Annotated in this window: 12 protein-coding genes; 6 read left to right on the top strand and 6 right to left on the bottom strand. The window is 69.2% G+C overall.

The genetic code is table 11. From position 1 onward, the window contains the following. The first annotated feature begins 9 nt into the window (after nucleotides 1–9). Nucleotides 10–738, top strand: coding sequence for a heme-copper oxidase subunit III family protein (locus tag G537_RS0117490; RefSeq protein WP_026871224.1), 729 nt, complete (start codon nucleotides 10–12; stop codon nucleotides 736–738). Nucleotides 739–749: 11 nt separating this feature from the next. Then, the gene (locus tag G537_RS0117485) at nucleotides 750–1121 is read left to right on the top strand and encodes a cytochrome C oxidase subunit IV family protein (protein ID WP_026871223.1); all 372 of its coding nucleotides are present in this window, start codon (nucleotides 750–752) and stop codon (nucleotides 1119–1121) included. A 37-nt stretch (nucleotides 1122–1158) separates the two neighbouring features. On the opposite strand, the gene G537_RS0117480 is transcribed toward G537_RS0117485, so the two are convergent. Beyond that, on the bottom strand, nucleotides 1159–2769 hold the full coding sequence (locus tag G537_RS0117480) for a M20/M25/M40 family metallo-hydrolase (protein ID WP_026871222.1): 1611 nt from the start codon (nucleotides 2767–2769) through the stop codon (nucleotides 1159–1161). A gap of 20 nt (nucleotides 2770–2789) precedes the next feature. Then, nucleotides 2790–3041, bottom strand: a complete 252-nt coding sequence (locus G537_RS0117475; protein WP_026871221.1) for an Lrp/AsnC ligand binding domain-containing protein — start codon at nucleotides 3039–3041, stop codon at nucleotides 2790–2792. A 65-nt stretch (nucleotides 3042–3106) separates the two neighbouring features. Between G537_RS0117475 and G537_RS45430 the strand changes: the two genes are divergently transcribed. Next, the gene (locus G537_RS45430) at nucleotides 3107–5011 is read left to right on the top strand and encodes a calcium-binding protein (protein ID WP_162146122.1); all 1905 of its coding nucleotides are present in this window, start codon (nucleotides 3107–3109) and stop codon (nucleotides 5009–5011) included. Nucleotides 5012–5017: 6 nt separating this feature from the next. On the opposite strand, the gene G537_RS0117465 is transcribed toward G537_RS45430, so the two are convergent. Further along, on the bottom strand, nucleotides 5018–6043 hold the full coding sequence (locus tag G537_RS0117465; protein WP_026871220.1) for a LacI family DNA-binding transcriptional regulator: 1026 nt from the start codon (nucleotides 6041–6043) through the stop codon (nucleotides 5018–5020). A gap of 328 nt (nucleotides 6044–6371) precedes the next feature. On the opposite strand from G537_RS0117465, the gene hisE reads away from it, so the two are divergent. Continuing rightward, on the top strand, nucleotides 6372–6704 hold the full coding sequence (hisE, locus tag G537_RS38475) for a phosphoribosyl-ATP diphosphatase (protein WP_051248528.1): 333 nt from the start codon (nucleotides 6372–6374) through the stop codon (nucleotides 6702–6704). A gap of 103 nt (nucleotides 6705–6807) precedes the next feature. Here hisE and G537_RS38470 read toward each other — a convergent pair whose 3' ends face one another. Beyond that, complete coding sequence (locus G537_RS38470) at nucleotides 6808–8118, bottom strand: calcium-binding protein (RefSeq protein WP_051248527.1); 1311 nt, start codon at nucleotides 8116–8118, stop codon at nucleotides 6808–6810. Nucleotides 8119–8517: 399 nt separating this feature from the next. Here G537_RS38470 and G537_RS0117450 point away from each other — a divergent pair, with 399 nt between their 5' ends. Together G537_RS0117450 and G537_RS0117445 are read left to right on the top strand one after the other, a co-directional pair. Then, a complete protein-coding gene (locus tag G537_RS0117450; protein ID WP_026871219.1) occupies nucleotides 8518–8997 on the top strand; it encodes a cupin domain-containing protein in 480 nt (159 codons plus the stop codon). Between the two features lie 34 nt (nucleotides 8998–9031). Beyond that, nucleotides 9032–10531, top strand: a complete 1500-nt coding sequence (locus tag G537_RS0117445) for a M81 family metallopeptidase (protein WP_026871218.1) — start codon at nucleotides 9032–9034, stop codon at nucleotides 10529–10531. A 163-nt stretch (nucleotides 10532–10694) separates the two neighbouring features. On the opposite strand, the gene G537_RS38465 is transcribed toward G537_RS0117445, so the two are convergent. Then, nucleotides 10695–13826 (bottom strand): efflux RND transporter permease subunit, encoded by a 3132-nt coding sequence (locus G537_RS38465; RefSeq protein WP_051248526.1) that lies wholly within the window; start codon nucleotides 13824–13826, stop codon nucleotides 10695–10697. A gap of 350 nt (nucleotides 13827–14176) precedes the next feature. After that, on the bottom strand, nucleotides 14177–15418 hold the full coding sequence (locus G537_RS0117435; protein ID WP_026871217.1) for an efflux RND transporter periplasmic adaptor subunit: 1242 nt from the start codon (nucleotides 15416–15418) through the stop codon (nucleotides 14177–14179). Nucleotides 15419–15486 lie beyond the last annotated feature (68 nt).

Genomic DNA, 15486 nt, shown 5'->3' with positions numbered 1-15486 from the left:
TCCACGCCGATGGCCGAGACGCATCTGGCCGAACCGCATCCGGCAGGATCGATCGCACGCCCCGAGGGCTGGCGCGGCGTCGCCGCCGACTGGTCGTCCGACCAGCGCGCCTTCAAGAGCGCGTCCTGGGGCAAGGCGATGATGTGGATCTTCCTGCTCAGCGACACCTTCGTGTTCGGCTGCTTCCTGCTGTCCTACATGACGGTGCGGATGTCGACCACCGATCCCTGGCCGAACCCGAGCGAGGTGTTCGCGCTGACCATCGGCGGGGAATCGGTGCCGCTGATCCTGATCGCGATCATGACCTTCGTCCTGATCAGCAGCAGCGGCACCATGGCCATGGCGGTCAATTACGGCTACCGCCGCGACCGGGTGAAGACGGCGGTGCTGATGCTGGTGACCGCGGCCTTCGGCGCCACCTTCGTCGGCATGCAGGCCTTCGAGTGGAGCAAGCTGATCCATGAAGGGGTGCGGCCCTGGGGCAATCCCTGGGGCGCGCCGCAATTCGGCTCCTCCTTCTTCATGATCACCGGCTTCCATGGCACCCATGTCACCATCGGGGTCATTTTCCTGCTGATCATCGCCCGCAAGGTGCTGCGCGGCGACTTCGACACGGGCAAGCGCGGTTTCTTCACCAGCCGCCGGGGCCATTACGAGATCGTCGAGATCACCGGCCTGTACTGGCACTTCGTCGATCTGGTCTGGGTGTTCATCTTCGCGCTGTTCTATCTGTGGTGAGGGACGGGGCCATGGCACACGCCGCACATGTCGAGGAAACCCACGGGCAGGCGCCCGCCGTCGCCCATGCCGAGGGCCAGCAGCACCCGATCAGGCTCTACCTGGTGGTCTGGGGCTGGCTGTTCGTGCTCAGCCTCTGCTCTTACCTGGTCGACTACTTCGCTCTGCAGGGCCTGCTGCGCTGGAGCCTGATCCTGATCTTCATGATGCTGAAGGCGGGGCTGATCGTCGCCGTGTTCATGCACATGAAGTGGGAACGGCTGGCCCTGGTCTATGCCATCACGCTGCCGCCCCTGGCGCTGCTGGTCTTCGTCGCCATCATGGTGTTCGAGTCCGACTACACGCTGCTGAGCCGGGTGCTGTTCATGGGCGGCGGACGGTAGGATGGGGTTGGGTTCGCTGCCGCGAACCCAACCGACGTCAATCCTTCAACACCCCGTCCGCGATCTCCCGGATCAGCTCCGGCAGCACCTGGAAGGCGTAGGGACGGTGGATGCGCTCCAGCGGCGTGTGGTAGTCGCGGCCCCAGGGGCCGGCATTGACGATCGGGATCTGCGCCAGGGCCGGGCCGTCCGGCCAGGGCAGGCCGGCGCCCCAGGCCGGGGTGTCGGCGGCGATGGCGGTGACCGAGCCTTCGTCGCCCCGGCCCAGGAAGCTCATATCCGAGATGCCGGGGAACCAGGGCTCGAGCCCGATCGTGGTGCCGTGGCGCCCGGCGATCTTGGCCGCGGCGTCGCGCACCGCCCGCTCCAGCCGCTGCCCGGCCCGGTCCCCGCCCAAAGTCACCGGCAGATAGGGCATCGAGGCGAGGCCCAGCACCACCGCCGGCCCGCTGCGGCCGCTCAACCGCCACAGCGCCTCGGTGATCCGCCGGCACTGCTCCGGCAGGTCGAGGCCGGCCGCCGCCACCTCGGCAGCCACAGCGGCGAGCGCCGCGTCGGCCTCGGGCGAGCGCGCCAGCACCTCGCGCCGCAGCTCGGCGAAGCGCAGCACCGGCACGTCCGGAACGTCGGCGCCGCCGCGTTGCCGCAGCTGCGCCGCGACACCCGCGACCGCGTCCCCGATCAGCCGGGCGAGGGGGCCCAGCACATCCTCCGGCCCGCGTCGGTACAACGCGGTGTTCCAGAACATCCAGACGGTGCCGGGGGTGGTGACGTCGTAGCCGGCCTTTCCGTCCTTCATGCCCAGCAGCGTCGCCGGGGTGCCGGAGGCGTTGCCCAGGCTCTCGGTCAGCTCCGGCGCCCATTCCACGGCGGCGGCGATGGCGCCGGCCAAGGCGGCGGCGCTGACCCCACGGATGGTGTCGGCGACATGGGTCGCCCGGCCGATCACCAGCGCGCTCGGCAGCAGCTTGCCGACGCTGCCCAGCGCCACCGACCGGCCGAAGCGGCCGTCGCCGGTGTCGCCCAGGCAGTCGAGATTGATCGCGGCGTCGAGGCTGAGGCCCAGCCGCTCGGCCAGTCCGGGCAGGGCGCGGGCGGCGCTGCGGGCGCCGGCGGAGTTGACCTCCTCGTCCGGCACGGCGAGGAACAGCAGGTTGCCCTCGCGCTCCGGCTCCGCGGCCGCCGCCTCCAGCACCGCGAGCCCGGCGGCGAGCCCGCCCTTCATGTCCAGCAGGCCACGCCCGGGCAGGAAGTCCGGCCCGGACAGGTCTTCCAGCGCCAGCCGCTCCGCCTCGCTGCGCGCATCCCGCCGCAGCCGGGCCAGCAGGGCGTCCTTCAGCCGCTCCGGCTCGGTCGCCAGCGGCTGCAGCTCGCCGTAATCGGCGGTCGTCACCGTGTCGAAATGGCCGGTCAGCACCACGGTGCGTGGGCCGCGGCCGCGCAGCAGCGCGGCGACGCTGGCGCGGCCCAGCCGGTCGCCGGCGGGGATGGTCCAAACATCCTGCGGCCGGTCGCGGAAGGCCGGGCTGGCGCGCAGCAGGCCGCACAGCGTCTCGGCGAAGGCCACCTCGTCGGCCGTGCCGGTGACGCTGGGGATGCGGGTGAGGGTCAGCGCCCAGTGCTCGGCGCGGGTGGCGAGATCGGTCATGGTCGGGGGCGTCCTTCGCCTCAGCCCTTGCCGGCGAAGGCGTTGAAGGTGATCAGCGTCATCGTGTCCTTGACATGCGGCAGGGCGTGGATGCGGCTGTTGACGAAGCGGCCGACATCCATGCTCTCCGGCAGGTAGCATTTGACCATCAGGTCGTACTGGCCGGAGATCGAGTAGATCTCCGACACCTCCTCGATCTCGTCCACCGCATGCTCGGCCGTGTCGTAGGCGCGGCCCAGCTCGCATTTCACCATGATGAAGATCGGACGCATCCCGCGGCCTCCGTGACTCGGGTTCGGCCGATCCTAGCCCGGCCATGGCGCGAGGTCATGAGAAGATGGCCACCCTGCGGCATTGCTCCGGAGAGGCGGCTGCGGTTGCTTACGACGCGGATAGTCCGGCATATAATCCTCTGCCGCTGCGCCGATTGCCAAAGGGGGACGCCGTCATGGCGACTGTCAGCTATTCCTGGGCCAATGTTGTCTCAGATTTTACTTTGAACGACTTCGAGATCGGAAATCAGGGGGATGTCGCCATTGCGGCGACCAGCGGCGGACTCGGCTACAGGGGGGCCTGGTGCTACGTCGATGACCATGTCGAGGCGCGGACCGTCGGTGCCGACGGGACGCCGACGGGTGGTTCGATCCTGGTCAACGCCACGACGGAAGGCAACCAGTTCGACCCGAGCGCGGCGACGCTGAGCAACGGCGGCACGGTCGTCAGCTTCACCGACCAGAGCACGGGCACCGATGTTGTCCGTTGGCGCATCCTCGGCACCAACAACCGGTACGAGGATTTCGCGCTGCCCGGCACGGACCAGCCCCAGCGCGAATCCGACGTGACGGCGCTGAGCTCGGGCGGGTTCGCGATCGCCTTCACCCGCGACTGGGGCAGCGGCAACACCGACCTCCAGGTGCAGCGGTACAACGCGGACGGAACCCTCAACGGCGGAGCGATCCTCGTCGATACCTCGACCACGCTGGCCACCGATCACGCCTCGGTCGCCGGCCTCGCCTCCGGAGGTCTGGTCGTGGCCTGGGAGCAGTCCGCGAGCGCCGGGGGCAGCCACTCGGTCTGGTTCCAGCTCTACAATTCCGCGGGCGCCGCGGTGGGCGGCCATCATTCGATCGACAGCACCGGCACGATCAACCAGGACATCCAGGTGGCCGCCCTGCGGGACGGCGGCTTCGTCGTGGCCTACACCGACAATGGCTGGGGGACCGGCACCGATATCGCCGTCCAGGTCTTCAATGCGGACGGATCGGCGCGCAGCGGCCACCTCAGGGCCAACTCCACCACCGCGGGCGATCAGGGTCTCCCGACGATCACCGTCCTCTCCAACGGCTATTTCGTGGTCGGCTGGAACGATGGGGAGTCGTTCTACTATCAAGCCTATAATCAGAGCAGCGCCGCCCTCGGCGCCAACCATGCCGTCGACACTCTCACCCTCGAAGGCGAGATCGCCGGCCTGGCCGATGGGCTCATCGCCAGTGTGCGCGAGAGCGAGTTCGGCGACGACAGCGGCACCGCGATCCGCAGCTCGGTGGATGCGCTGGTCCGCACGACCGTCGGGACGGCGGCCAACGAAGTCCTGGATGGCGATTCGCTGCGCGACGTCATGGACGGCGGAGCCGGCGACGACGTGCTCCGCGGTGGGACAGGCGGGGACACGCTCAATGGCGGCGCTGGCGTCGATACGGCCAGCTACTACACCGGCTCCACCGGGATCACGGTCAGCCTGCTCACCGGTACTGGCAGCGGCGGCGATGCCGCTGGCGACACGCTGACCGGAATCGAGAACATCTCCGGCAGCCAAGGCGTCGACAGCCTGGTCGGAAACGACGGGGCCAACGTGCTGCAAGGCTGGGGGGGCAGCGACATCCTCAACGGTGCTCGCGGGAAGGACACGCTGACCGGCGGCGCCGGGGCCGACCGCTTCGTCTATGGCGGCACGATCCACAGCCCGGTCGGGGCCGGTGCCGACCGGATCACCGATTTCAGCCACGCGCAGGGCGACAGGATCGACCTGTCGGTGATTGACGCCAACACGGGCGCCACCGGTAACCAAGCCTTCACCTTCATCGGCACCGGCCTCTACACCGGCACCGCAGGGCAGCTCCGTTATGCCGTCAGCGGCGGCGTCACCACCGTCGCCGGCGACGTCAACGGCGACGGCACCTCGGACTTCCACATCCAGCTCACGGGCAGCATCGCGCTTGTGGCGGGCGACTTCGTGCTCTGAGCCGCTTCAGCGCGCCCGGTCCGGCGCCGGGCCGCGCACGGTCCGGCGCCAGACCAGCGGCGCCGGGATCGTCAGCCGCAACGGCACCGCACCCTCCGGCGCGTCCAGGGCGGCCATCACCGCGTCGCCGGTCGCCTCGACCGACTGGTCGAAGGTGGTCAGGTCATAGGCGGACCAGCCGGCCTGCTCGGTGTTGTCGAAGCCGATGACGCAGAGGTCCTCGGGCACGCGCAGGCCCAGGTCGTGGCGGGCGGCGTCGAGGAAGCCGAAGGCGACCAGGTCGTTGATGCAGAAGGCGGCGTCCGGCCGGTCCGGCCGCAGCAGCAGGTCGTGCGCCGCGGCCCGGCCGGTGGCGTAGACGGTGCGGCCGCCGCGCCAGACCGCCGGCTCGAGCCCCTCCGCCCGGGCGGCGGCGAGGAAGCTCGCCTCGCGGGCCAGGAGCGCGGGCGTGCCCTGGGCCGAGGTGACCAGGCACGGCCGCCGGCAGCCGGCGCGGCGGAAGGCTGCCACCGCCACCCGGCCGGGCAGGGCGCTGTCGACCGCGATGTTGTCCGGCCCCTCGATCCGGTCGTCGCGGTTGATCAGCACCACACGTTGGCCGGCGGCGATGCACAGCCGGGTGATCTCCTCCGACGGCGTGCCGGACAGCACGACCGTGGCGTCGGCGCGGTAGTTCAGGATCTGCCGCAGCGCCGACTGGGCGTCGGCGTCGCCCCGGCCGCTGGTGCCGATCAGCATGGCGACTCGGCCGCTGTGCTGCAGCCGGTCGGTCAGGGCGCCGACCATCCGCGACCGCAGCGGCGTCTCCAGGTCCGAGGCGACGATGCAGACGATGTTGCTGGACCGCCGGGTCAGGCCGCGGGCCAGGTGGTTGACGTGGTAGCCCAGCGCCTCCGCCGCCTCCAGCACCCGGCGGCGCGTCTCGGCCGAGACGCTGGCCCCGGGGGTGAAGGTGCGCGAGACGGCGGAGCGGGAGACGCCCGCCCGGTCGGCCACCTGCTGGGCGCTGGCGAAGCTGCGGCGACGCGTCAATACGGAAACCTGCCGGTGTGAGGCCGCCCGTCCGGACGGCCGACCGATGATCATATGCACGGCCGTGCATATGGCAACCACCACAATTAGGCGTAATCCCCAGGGTGGTATGCCATGAATAGTTGACAGGCCGGTCCTTTCATGTCGAGCTTGCACAGGTGTGCAAATTGCAGGTTCTGGCGCTGGCCGATGGAATTCGGTCGCGTCCCGGACAGCCCGGGGCGGCTGTGTGGCGGAAGGGACAATCGGGCGCCGCTTTTGCGGCGCAGCATCTCGCGAGGGCCGTTGGGAGGCGGTTCCCGGAGGGAAGCGGATCAGGGGGACGGATATGGGCCGGGCGCTTGAATGGGATCGGTTGCAGGCTCTGGCAGAGGATCTGCGGGAGCGGCGGTCGCGCATGCAGTTCAGTTCGCGCACCGCGAAGCTGATCGACAGCGGCGTGCCGAAGATGGCGCAGAAGCTGGTCGAGGAAGCGGCCGAGGTGGCGATCGACGCGGTCCAGGGCGAGCGCCAGGCGGTGATCGAGGAAACGGCCGACCTGATGTTCAATCTGACCGTGCTGCTGACCGAGCTGGAGATCAGCCCCGGCGAGATCTGGGAAGAAATGGATCGCCGCCAGAAGCTCTACGGCATCGCCGAGAAGCTGCCGAAGGACAGGTAAGGCCGGCAATAGGCCCCTGAGGTGAGACAGGCAGGCGGCCTCTCGCAAAAAGGGCCGCCCGGCGACCGGGCGGCCCATGTCCCCTCGGCGGGGAGGCTGCGGATTACAGGACGAAATCGTCCGCCGTCAGCGTGACCGCCCCACCTGTGAGGCGGACCTGCGCATCGGCCGTGCCGTCGCCATTGGCATCGATGTAGACGGCGGTCTGGGTGACACCCACATTGATACGGACTTCGCCGGCGACGCCGCTGAACGCGTCCGTGCCGATGAAGCTGCCGTTCCCGCCGGTGATGCCCGACACGTCGATCGTATCGCCCTGGCTCTGGGAGAAGTCCCTGATCACGTCGGGCGCCCTGGCGGAGGCGTCGGCGATGGAGGAGAAGACGAAGGTGTCCGCGCCGGCGCCACCGTGCAGGATGTCGGCGCCGCCGCGGCCGTTGAGCGTGTCGTCGCCGCGCCAGCCTTGTAGATAGTTGGAGCCGTTGTCGCCGGTCAGGACGTCATTGAAGGCGCTGCCGACGAGGTTCTCGATGCTGCTGTAGCTGTCGCCGGCGGCATCCCCGTTATTCGCCGCGGGGTTGAGCAGGCTCGCCGTCACGCCGGCGGAGGCGTTGTCGTAGAGGGCAGTGTCGAAACCGGCGCCCCCGGTCAGGGTGTCCTGCCCGGCGCCGCCGATCAACTGATCATTGCCGGCACCGCCATCGAGCGTGTCCGTGCCGGCGAGGCCGGACAGGCGGTTGGCGTTGCCGTCGCCGGTCAGAGCGTCGTTGAAGGCGCTGCCGCGCAGCCATTCGATGCCGGTCAGGGTGTCGCCCGCGGCGTGGCCGCCGGTGCCGGTGCCGGTGACGAGGCTGACCGTCACCCCGGCGTTGGAGGAGATATAGTCCGCCATGTCCTGGGTGCCGGCGCCGCCGTTCAGGACATCAGCGCCGCCGTTGCCCGCGAGATTGTCGTTGCCGGCGCCGCCGATCAGGGTGTTTTCGTTGACGTTGCCACCCAGGTAGTCATCGAAGGCCGACCCGGTGAGGCTGGTCATGCCGACCAGGCTGTCGCCTTCCGCATCGCCGCCGCGGCCGGTGGTGACGCCGGTGAGCCCGAGATTGATGCCCAGAATGTCGATGTCCAGGGCGCCCGTGCTGGCGAGGTTGACGAACACGGCCGATGCGGATGTCGAGTAGTCCGCCGTGTCGACGCCGGAGAGCTGGATACTGCCGATCCCGCCGACGACGTTGAGAATGCCGCCGATGATGACATCGGCGCCGGTGCCGCCGGAGATGACGTCATTGCCGGAATATCCGGCGATGAGGTCGTTGCCGCCCAGGCCGCTGATCGTATCGTTTCCGATCCCGACGACCGCGCCCGTGAGGACTGGAGGGATGATGTCTGCGCCGGCAGTACCTTCGAAATTCGCCATGTCCTGTCCTCCGAAACCAAGCTTGATAATATCCAAATTCGATCATCCATCCTGATTTTTTTCAACGGAGAATTGCACTGTATTTTGAAATTTGTATCTTAATCATTGCATATAAAAATATTATTTCTCATTTATATAATAAAATTACCTTCTATGAGTTCAAATTGCTCGGCAAGATCGGTAGAATTGTTCTTCAATTTTTACGCATCTTGTTCTGAATGAGGACCGTCGCTGTCGAGAGACGTGATGCCGGCGGTGACCACCGGCAAGCTGGATCAAGTCCGGCGGGCGGCGGGCCTTGACGACGGGGTTGCGCCCGCCGCCGTCCGGAGGCAGGGTGACCGCGGCTCGAGCCTGGCGAGGCTGCCACGCCGCGGGAGTTTCCGGACGGACCCAAGCATGACCGAGCATCATCACCACGAAGCCCCGGATTGGCGCCTGAACGGGGTGCGCGTGATTCGCGGCACCGATCTCGACCCCAACACCGCCCAGACGCCGGGCATGGACCGCAAGGCGGCGATCAACGCCGCCCGGGTCGGGGCGCAGAAGATCTGGGCCGGCACCGTCACCATCCATCCCGACGCCAAGACCGGCGCGCACCACCACGGCCCGCTGGAGAGCGTGATCTACGTCGTCCGCGGCCGCGCCCGCATGCGCTGGGGCGAGAAGCTGGAATACGTGGCCGAGGCCGAGGCGGGCGACTTCATCTTCGTGCCGCCCTATGTGCCGCATCAGGAGATCAACGCCTCGACCGACGAGCCGCTGGAATGCGTGCTGGTGCGCAGCGACAACGAGGCGGTGGTGGTCAATCTCGACATCGAGCCGGTGGAAAAACCGGAGACCGTCTACTGGGTCGACCCGATCCACAAGCATCCGTGACCGCCCGGACGGCGGGGGTGGGGGGAGCAGCGGCATGAGGATCGCGGTCGGCGGGTTCCTGCACGAGACCAACAGCTTCGCCGGCGTGAAGGCGGGCTACGGCCAGTTCGAGATGGCCGATGGCTGGCCCGGCCTGTCGCGGGGCGAGGCGCTGGCGCCGGCGCTGGCCGGGATCAACCTGCCGGCGGCCGGCTTCATCGAGGCCGCCACGGCGGCGGGGCACGGCATCGCGCCGCTGCTGTGGTGCTCGGCCGCGCCCTCGGCGCCGGTCACCGACGACGCCTTCGAGCGGATCACGGCGATGCTGGTCGAGGATCTGCGCGCCGCCGGGCCGGTCGACGCCGTCTATCTCGACCTGCACGGCGCGATGGTCACCGAGAGCGTGGCGGACGGCGAGGGCGAGATCCTGGCCCGCATCCGCGCCGTGACCGGGCCGGACGTCCCGGTGGTGGCGAGCCTCGACCTGCATGCCAACGTCACCCGGCGGATGGTCGACCTCGCCGACCTCCTGGTGCCCTTCCGCACCTATCCGCATGTCGACATGGCCGAGACCGGGGCGCGGGCGGCGGCGCTGCTGGACCGCATCTTCGCCGGCTGGCGTCCGGACAAGGCGCTCCGGCAGACGGAGTTCCTGGTCTCGCTGGTGGCGCAATGCACCCTGGCCGACCCGGCGCGCCGCCTCTACGCCCTGATGGCCGAGTTGGAGCGTCAGCACGGCGTCTTGCTCGGCTTCTCCATGGGCTTTCCGGCGGCGGATTTCGCCGATTGCGGCCCCAGCCTGGTCGGCTACGGCACCGATCCCCATGCGCTGGCCGCGGCGGTGGACGAGATGACGGCCGCGATCGCCGCGGCCGAGCCGGATTTCGTCGCCGCGCTGCTGCCGCCCGACGCGGCGGTGGCGGAGGCGAAGCGGCTGGCAGCCGGGGCGCGGCGGCCGGTGGTGCTGGCCGACACCCAGGACAATCCCGGCGGCGGTGCCGAATCCGACGGGGTGGTGCTGCTGGAGGCGCTGATCCGCGGCGGCGCGGAAGGGGCGGTGCTGGGCCTGCTGGCGGATCCCGCGACCGCCGAGGCGGCGCATGCGGCGGGGCAGGGGGCAGTGCTGAATCGCGGCATCGGCGCGGGCAGCTTCTACGCCGGGCAGCGGCCGCTCGAGGCGGCCTGGACGGTGGAGGCCTTGGGCGACGGCCGATTCATCGGCACCGGCCCGTTCTACGGCGGCAACCGCATGCAGCTCGGCCCGATGGCGCTGCTGCGCCACCCGGGCGGCGTCCGCGTCGCGGTGTGCAGCCGCAAGCAGCAGGCGGCCGACCAGGCGATGTTCCGCCATCTCGGCGTCGAGCCCGCGGCGCAGAAGATCCTGGCGCTGAAGAGTTCGGTCCATTTCCGCGCCGATTTCAAGCCGATCGCCGAGGCGGTGCTGGTGGTCGAGGCCCCGGGCCCGAACCTGGCCGACCCGGCGGCCCAGCCCTTCACCCGGCTGCGCGAAGGGGTGCGGCTGCGGCCGCTGGGACCGGTGTTCCGGCGGCGGTGAAGCTGCCGGCCGGCTTTCCCCCCTCACCCGAAATCGCTGCGCGATTTCGACCTCTCCCCAAGGAGAGGTGAAGGGTACGGCGCTTCGGTATCCCTCTCCTCGGGGAGAGGGAGGGCTCATCGCGTCGGCGATGGGAGGGTGAGGGGGTTCTCACCAGCGGCGACTATTCTGCCGGGGCGTGGCCGGTGGCGCTTCCTACATCCGGCGCACGCCGGAAGCGGCGGCCCAGCGCCAGGGCACCACGGGTCAGGTCCTCGACATAGAGGTACAGCACCGGAGTGATGTAGAGCGTCAGCAGCTGCGACACCAGGAGGCCGCCGACCACGGCGAGGCCCAGCGGCTGGCGCAGCTCGGCGCTGGCGCCCTGGCCGACCGCGATCGGCAGGGCGCCCATCAGCGCCGCCATGGTGGTCATCATGATCGGCCGAAAGCGCAGCGTGCAGGCGCGGTAGATCGCGTCGCGCGGCGCCAGCCCGTCGTTGCGCTGCGCCCCGAGCGCGAAGTCGATCATCATGATCGCGTTCTTCTTGACGATGCCGATCAGCATCAGGACGCCGATGATCGCGATCACCGACAGGTCGGTGCGGAACAGCATCAGCGTGCCCAGCGCGCCGATCGCGGCCGAGGGCAGGCCGGACAGGATCACCAGCGGGTGGGTGAAGCTCTCGTACAGGATGCCGAGCACGATATAGATCGTCAGCACCGCGCCGAGCAGCAGCAGGCCCTGATTGGCCAGCGAATCCTGGAACACCTGGGCCGTGCCGGCATAGCCGGTGGTGATGGTGACGGGCAGGCCGATCTCGGCCTTGATCCGGTCGATCTCCGCCGTGGCGTCACCGAGCGAACGGTTCGCGGCCAGGTTGAAGGAGATGGTGACCGAGGGCAGCTGGCCCTGCTGGTTCACCGACAGCGGCCCGGCGGTGCGGGTGACCGTGGCGAAGGCGCTGAGCGGCACCAGCGACCCGTTCGACGACCGGACATAGATTTTGTCGAGCGAGTCGGCGCCCCACGGCGTCGAAGGGTCGACCTCCAGGATCACCTCGTAGCTGTCGGCCGCGGTGTAGATGGTCGAGATCTGCTGCGTGCCGAAGCCGCCATAGAGCGTGGCCCGCAGGTCCTCGTTCGCGATGCCGAGCTGCGCCGCCTTGTCCCGGTCGATGGTCAGCGTCGCCTGCAGGGCGTTGAGCTGCAGGTCGCTGGACACGTCCTGCAGCACCGGCGAGCGGCGCATCTCCGTCGTCATCCTGCCGGCCCAGTCGTAGAGCTGCTTCTGGTCCAGCCCCTGCATCACGAACTGGTACTGGGCGGAGGAGGAGCGGCCGCCGATCCGCAGGTTCTGGACCGGCACCATGTATGTGTCGATGCCGGAGATGCCGGCGAGCTGCCGGCGCAGGGTCGGGATCACGGTGTCGAGCGGCGGCCGCTGGTCCTTGGGCTTGAGCTGGACGAAGAGCCGGCCGGTGTTGAGCGTGCCGCCGTAGCCGACCGCCCCGACCGAGGAGCCGACGCTGTCGACGAAGGGCGAGTGCAGGAACACGTCGCGCACCTGGCTCTGCAGCGCGACCATGGCGTCGAAGGAGATGTCCTGCCGTGCCTGGGTGGTGACCTGCAGCTGGCCGATATCCTCGGTCGGGAAGAAGCCCTTCGGGATCGTCGTGAACAGGAGCCAGGTGCCGGCGATGGTGCCGAAGAAGACCAGCAGCATCGCCGCGCGGTGGCGCAGGCACCAGGCCAGCGTGCGGGAATAGAGGCCGAGCACGGCGTCGAAGCCGGCTTCCAGCGTCCGGCCGATCCGGCCTTCCGGCTTCTCCTCGTCATGGCCGCGCAGGAAGCGCGAGCACATCATCGGCGTCAGCGTCAGCGAGACGAAGGCCGAGGCCGCGATCGCCATGGTCACCACGACCGCGAACTCGTTGAAGATCCGGCCGACCACGCCGCCCATCAGCAGCACCGGGATGAACACCGCCACCAGCGACAGAGTGATCGACAGGATGGTGAAGCCGATCTCGCGCGCGCCCTTCAGCGCCGCCTCGAAGGGCTTCATGCCCTTCTCGATGTAGCGGACGATGTTCTCCAGCATCACGATCGCGTCGTCGACCACGAGGCCGACGGACAGCGTCAGGCCCAGCAGCGAGATGTTGTCGATCGAGAAGCCGCACAGATACATGCCGGCCACCGTGGCGACCAGCGAGATCGGCACGGTGACGGTCGGGATGATGGTGGCCGAGAGGCGGCGCAGGAACAGGAAGATCACCATCACCACCAGAGCGATGGTGAGGCCGAGCGTGAACTGCACATCCTCGATCGCCTGGCGGATCGAGGTCGACCGGTCGTTCAGCACGTGCAGCGACACCGAAGGCGGCAGATCGGCCTGGAACTTCGGCAGCAGGTCCTTGACCGCGTCGACGATGGCGACGGTGTTGGCGTCCGGCTGGCGCTGCACCGCGAGGATGATCGACCTCGTGTCGCCGTACCAGCTGGCCACCTGGTCGTTCTCGACGGAATCGATCACCTTGGCGACGTCGCCGAGGCGGACCGGCATGCCGTTCGGCGAGGCGACGATCAGGCTGGCGAAGGCCTTGGCGTCGTAGAGCTGGGTGTTGGCCTGCAGGATCAGCTGCTGCTGCGGCCCCTGCAGCGTGCCGACCGGCGAGTTGTCGTTGGCCTTGGCGACGGCGCTGCGGATGTCGTCGATGCTGATGCCGCGATGGCTCAGGGCGTCGGGGTCGACCTGGATCCGCACCGCATATTTCTGGCTGCCGTAGATCTGCACCTGGGCCACGCCCGACAGGGTCGACAGGCTGGGCGAGATCACCTGCTCGGCATAGGCGTCGAGGGTCGACAGCGGCAGGGTCGGGCTGCTGATCGCCAGCAGCAGGATCGGCGCATCGGCCGGGTTGACCTTGCGGTAGCTCGGCGGCGTCGTCATCTCGGTCGGCAGCTGGCGCTGCACGGCGGTGATCGCCGATTGCACGTCGGCCGCGGCGGCGTCGATGTTGCGGCTCAGGTCGAATTCCAGGGTGATCGAGGTCTGGCCCTGGGTCGAGGTGGCGCTGATCGTCTGGATGCCGGCGATGGTCTCGAACTGCTTCTCCAGCGGCGTCGCCACCGAGCTCGCCATCGTGTCCGGGCTGGCGCCCGGCAGGCTGGCGGAGACGTTGATCACCGGGAAATCGGTGTTCGGCAGCGCCGCGACCGGCAGCTGGTTGTAGGCGAAGGCGCCGGCCAGCACCATCGCCGCGGTCAGCAGCGTCGTCATCACCGGCCGGCGGATGCACAGCTCCGAGAGGATCATGGCTGGATCTCCGTCTCTGGGGCTACCGGATTTGCGGATGTGCCCGATCGCCGATCGTGGACGAGCAAACAGATTGCCTCTCCCGCTTGCGGGAGAGGTCGGACATCCGCAGGATGTCCGGGTGAGGGCATCGCGGCCGTGCCGAGTTCACAGGCTTCGCCACAGGCGAGCGGGCGATCCGCTCTCGATGTTGGAGCAGTGCTCCTATGAGGACGATCGAGCCACCCTCACCCGGAACCGCTGCCGCGGTTCCGACCTCTCCCGCAAGCGGGAGAGGCAAAGGGATATCGCTGGCGAGACCCGCGAAGGCGATGGTATCGGGCAGGAGAGGGGACATCGACTAGGGCTGGTCAGGCCGGATTGGCGGCGGGGCCCGTGCTGCCGGCGGGCGCCGGCGCGGCACCGCGGACGGCGATCCGCGACCCCTGCATCAGCCGCAGCTGGCCTTCCGTTACCACCTGCTCGCCGGGCTTCAGCCCCTGGGCGATCACCGCCTCGTCGCCGTTCGTGCGCGCCACCGTGACCGGGCGCTGCTCGGCGGTGCCGTCCGGCCGGGCGACGAAGACATAGGCGCCGTCCTGGCCGGCCTGCAGCGCCACCGTGGGCACGGTGACCGCGTCCTGCTGGGTGCCGAGCGTGAGCGAGACCTGGACGAACTGGCCGGGCCACAGGGCCTGGCCGGTGTTGTCGAAGGTGGCCTTCAGCGGGATCGTGCCCGACTTGGTGTCGACCGTGCTGTTGACGAAGGTCAGGGTCCCGGTCGCGAGATGGGTCTTGCCGTCGTTGCTGAAGGCGTCGACCTTCGGCGGGGTCGGGCCCGCCATCGCCGCGCGGACGGCGTCGAGGTTCCGCTCCGGCACGGTGAAGGCGATCCGGATCGGCGTCATCTGGGTGATGGTGACGAGGCCGGTGGCGGCGGTGCCGGAATCGGAGCTGCTGCCGCTGCTGCCGTTGGCCTTGACCAGGTTGCCGGCGGTCACCGCCACGACGCCGAGCCGCCCGGTGATCGGCGCCCGGATCTGGGTGTAGGAGAGGGTCAGCTGCGCCTGGTCCAGGCTGGCCTGGTCAGCGGCGACGGTGGCCTCGGCCGCCTTGGCCGTCGCGACCGCCTGCTCATAGGCCTGCTGCGAGACGGCGCCGGTCTTGACCAGCGGCTTGTCGCGCTCGACATCCGCCTCGGCCTGGCCGCGCATCGCCTGGTCCTTGGCGAGATTGGCCTGGGCCAGCGCCTCCTGGGCCTTGGGCGGCTTGTCGTCCAGGGTGAACAGCAGGTCGCCGGCCTGGACGGTCTGGCCGTCGGCGACATGCACCTGCATCACCTGGCTGTCGATGCGCGAGCTGACCTGGACGGTCGAGATCGGCTCGACCGTGCCGATGGCGGACAGGGTGGTGGCGACCGATTTCTGCTGCACCGGCGCCGTCGCCACGGGGATGGCCCGGCCCGCGCTCTTCGACCCGGGCTGGCCTGCGCCGCCCGCCTCGGCGGTCTTGCCGCTGCGCTCGATCGCATCCGCGTTGCCGAAACGCTGCCACGCGACGGCGGCAACGGCGATGCCCAGGACCGCGACGATCCCTAAAACCGAGCGCTTCATGTCCGAACCCCATAGCCGGGGCACACCGCAGGCGCTGTCCGGCCTGGGTGCCCGGACCACATCTACGG

Origin of the sequence: Inquilinus limosus DSM 16000 (assembly GCF_000423185.1) — a bacterium.
Classification (GTDB): Bacteria; Pseudomonadota; Alphaproteobacteria; order DSM-16000; family Inquilinaceae; genus Inquilinus; species Inquilinus limosus.
The sequence above is the reverse complement of the archived record's forward strand: the minus strand, read 5'-3'. Positions and strand labels throughout refer to the sequence as shown.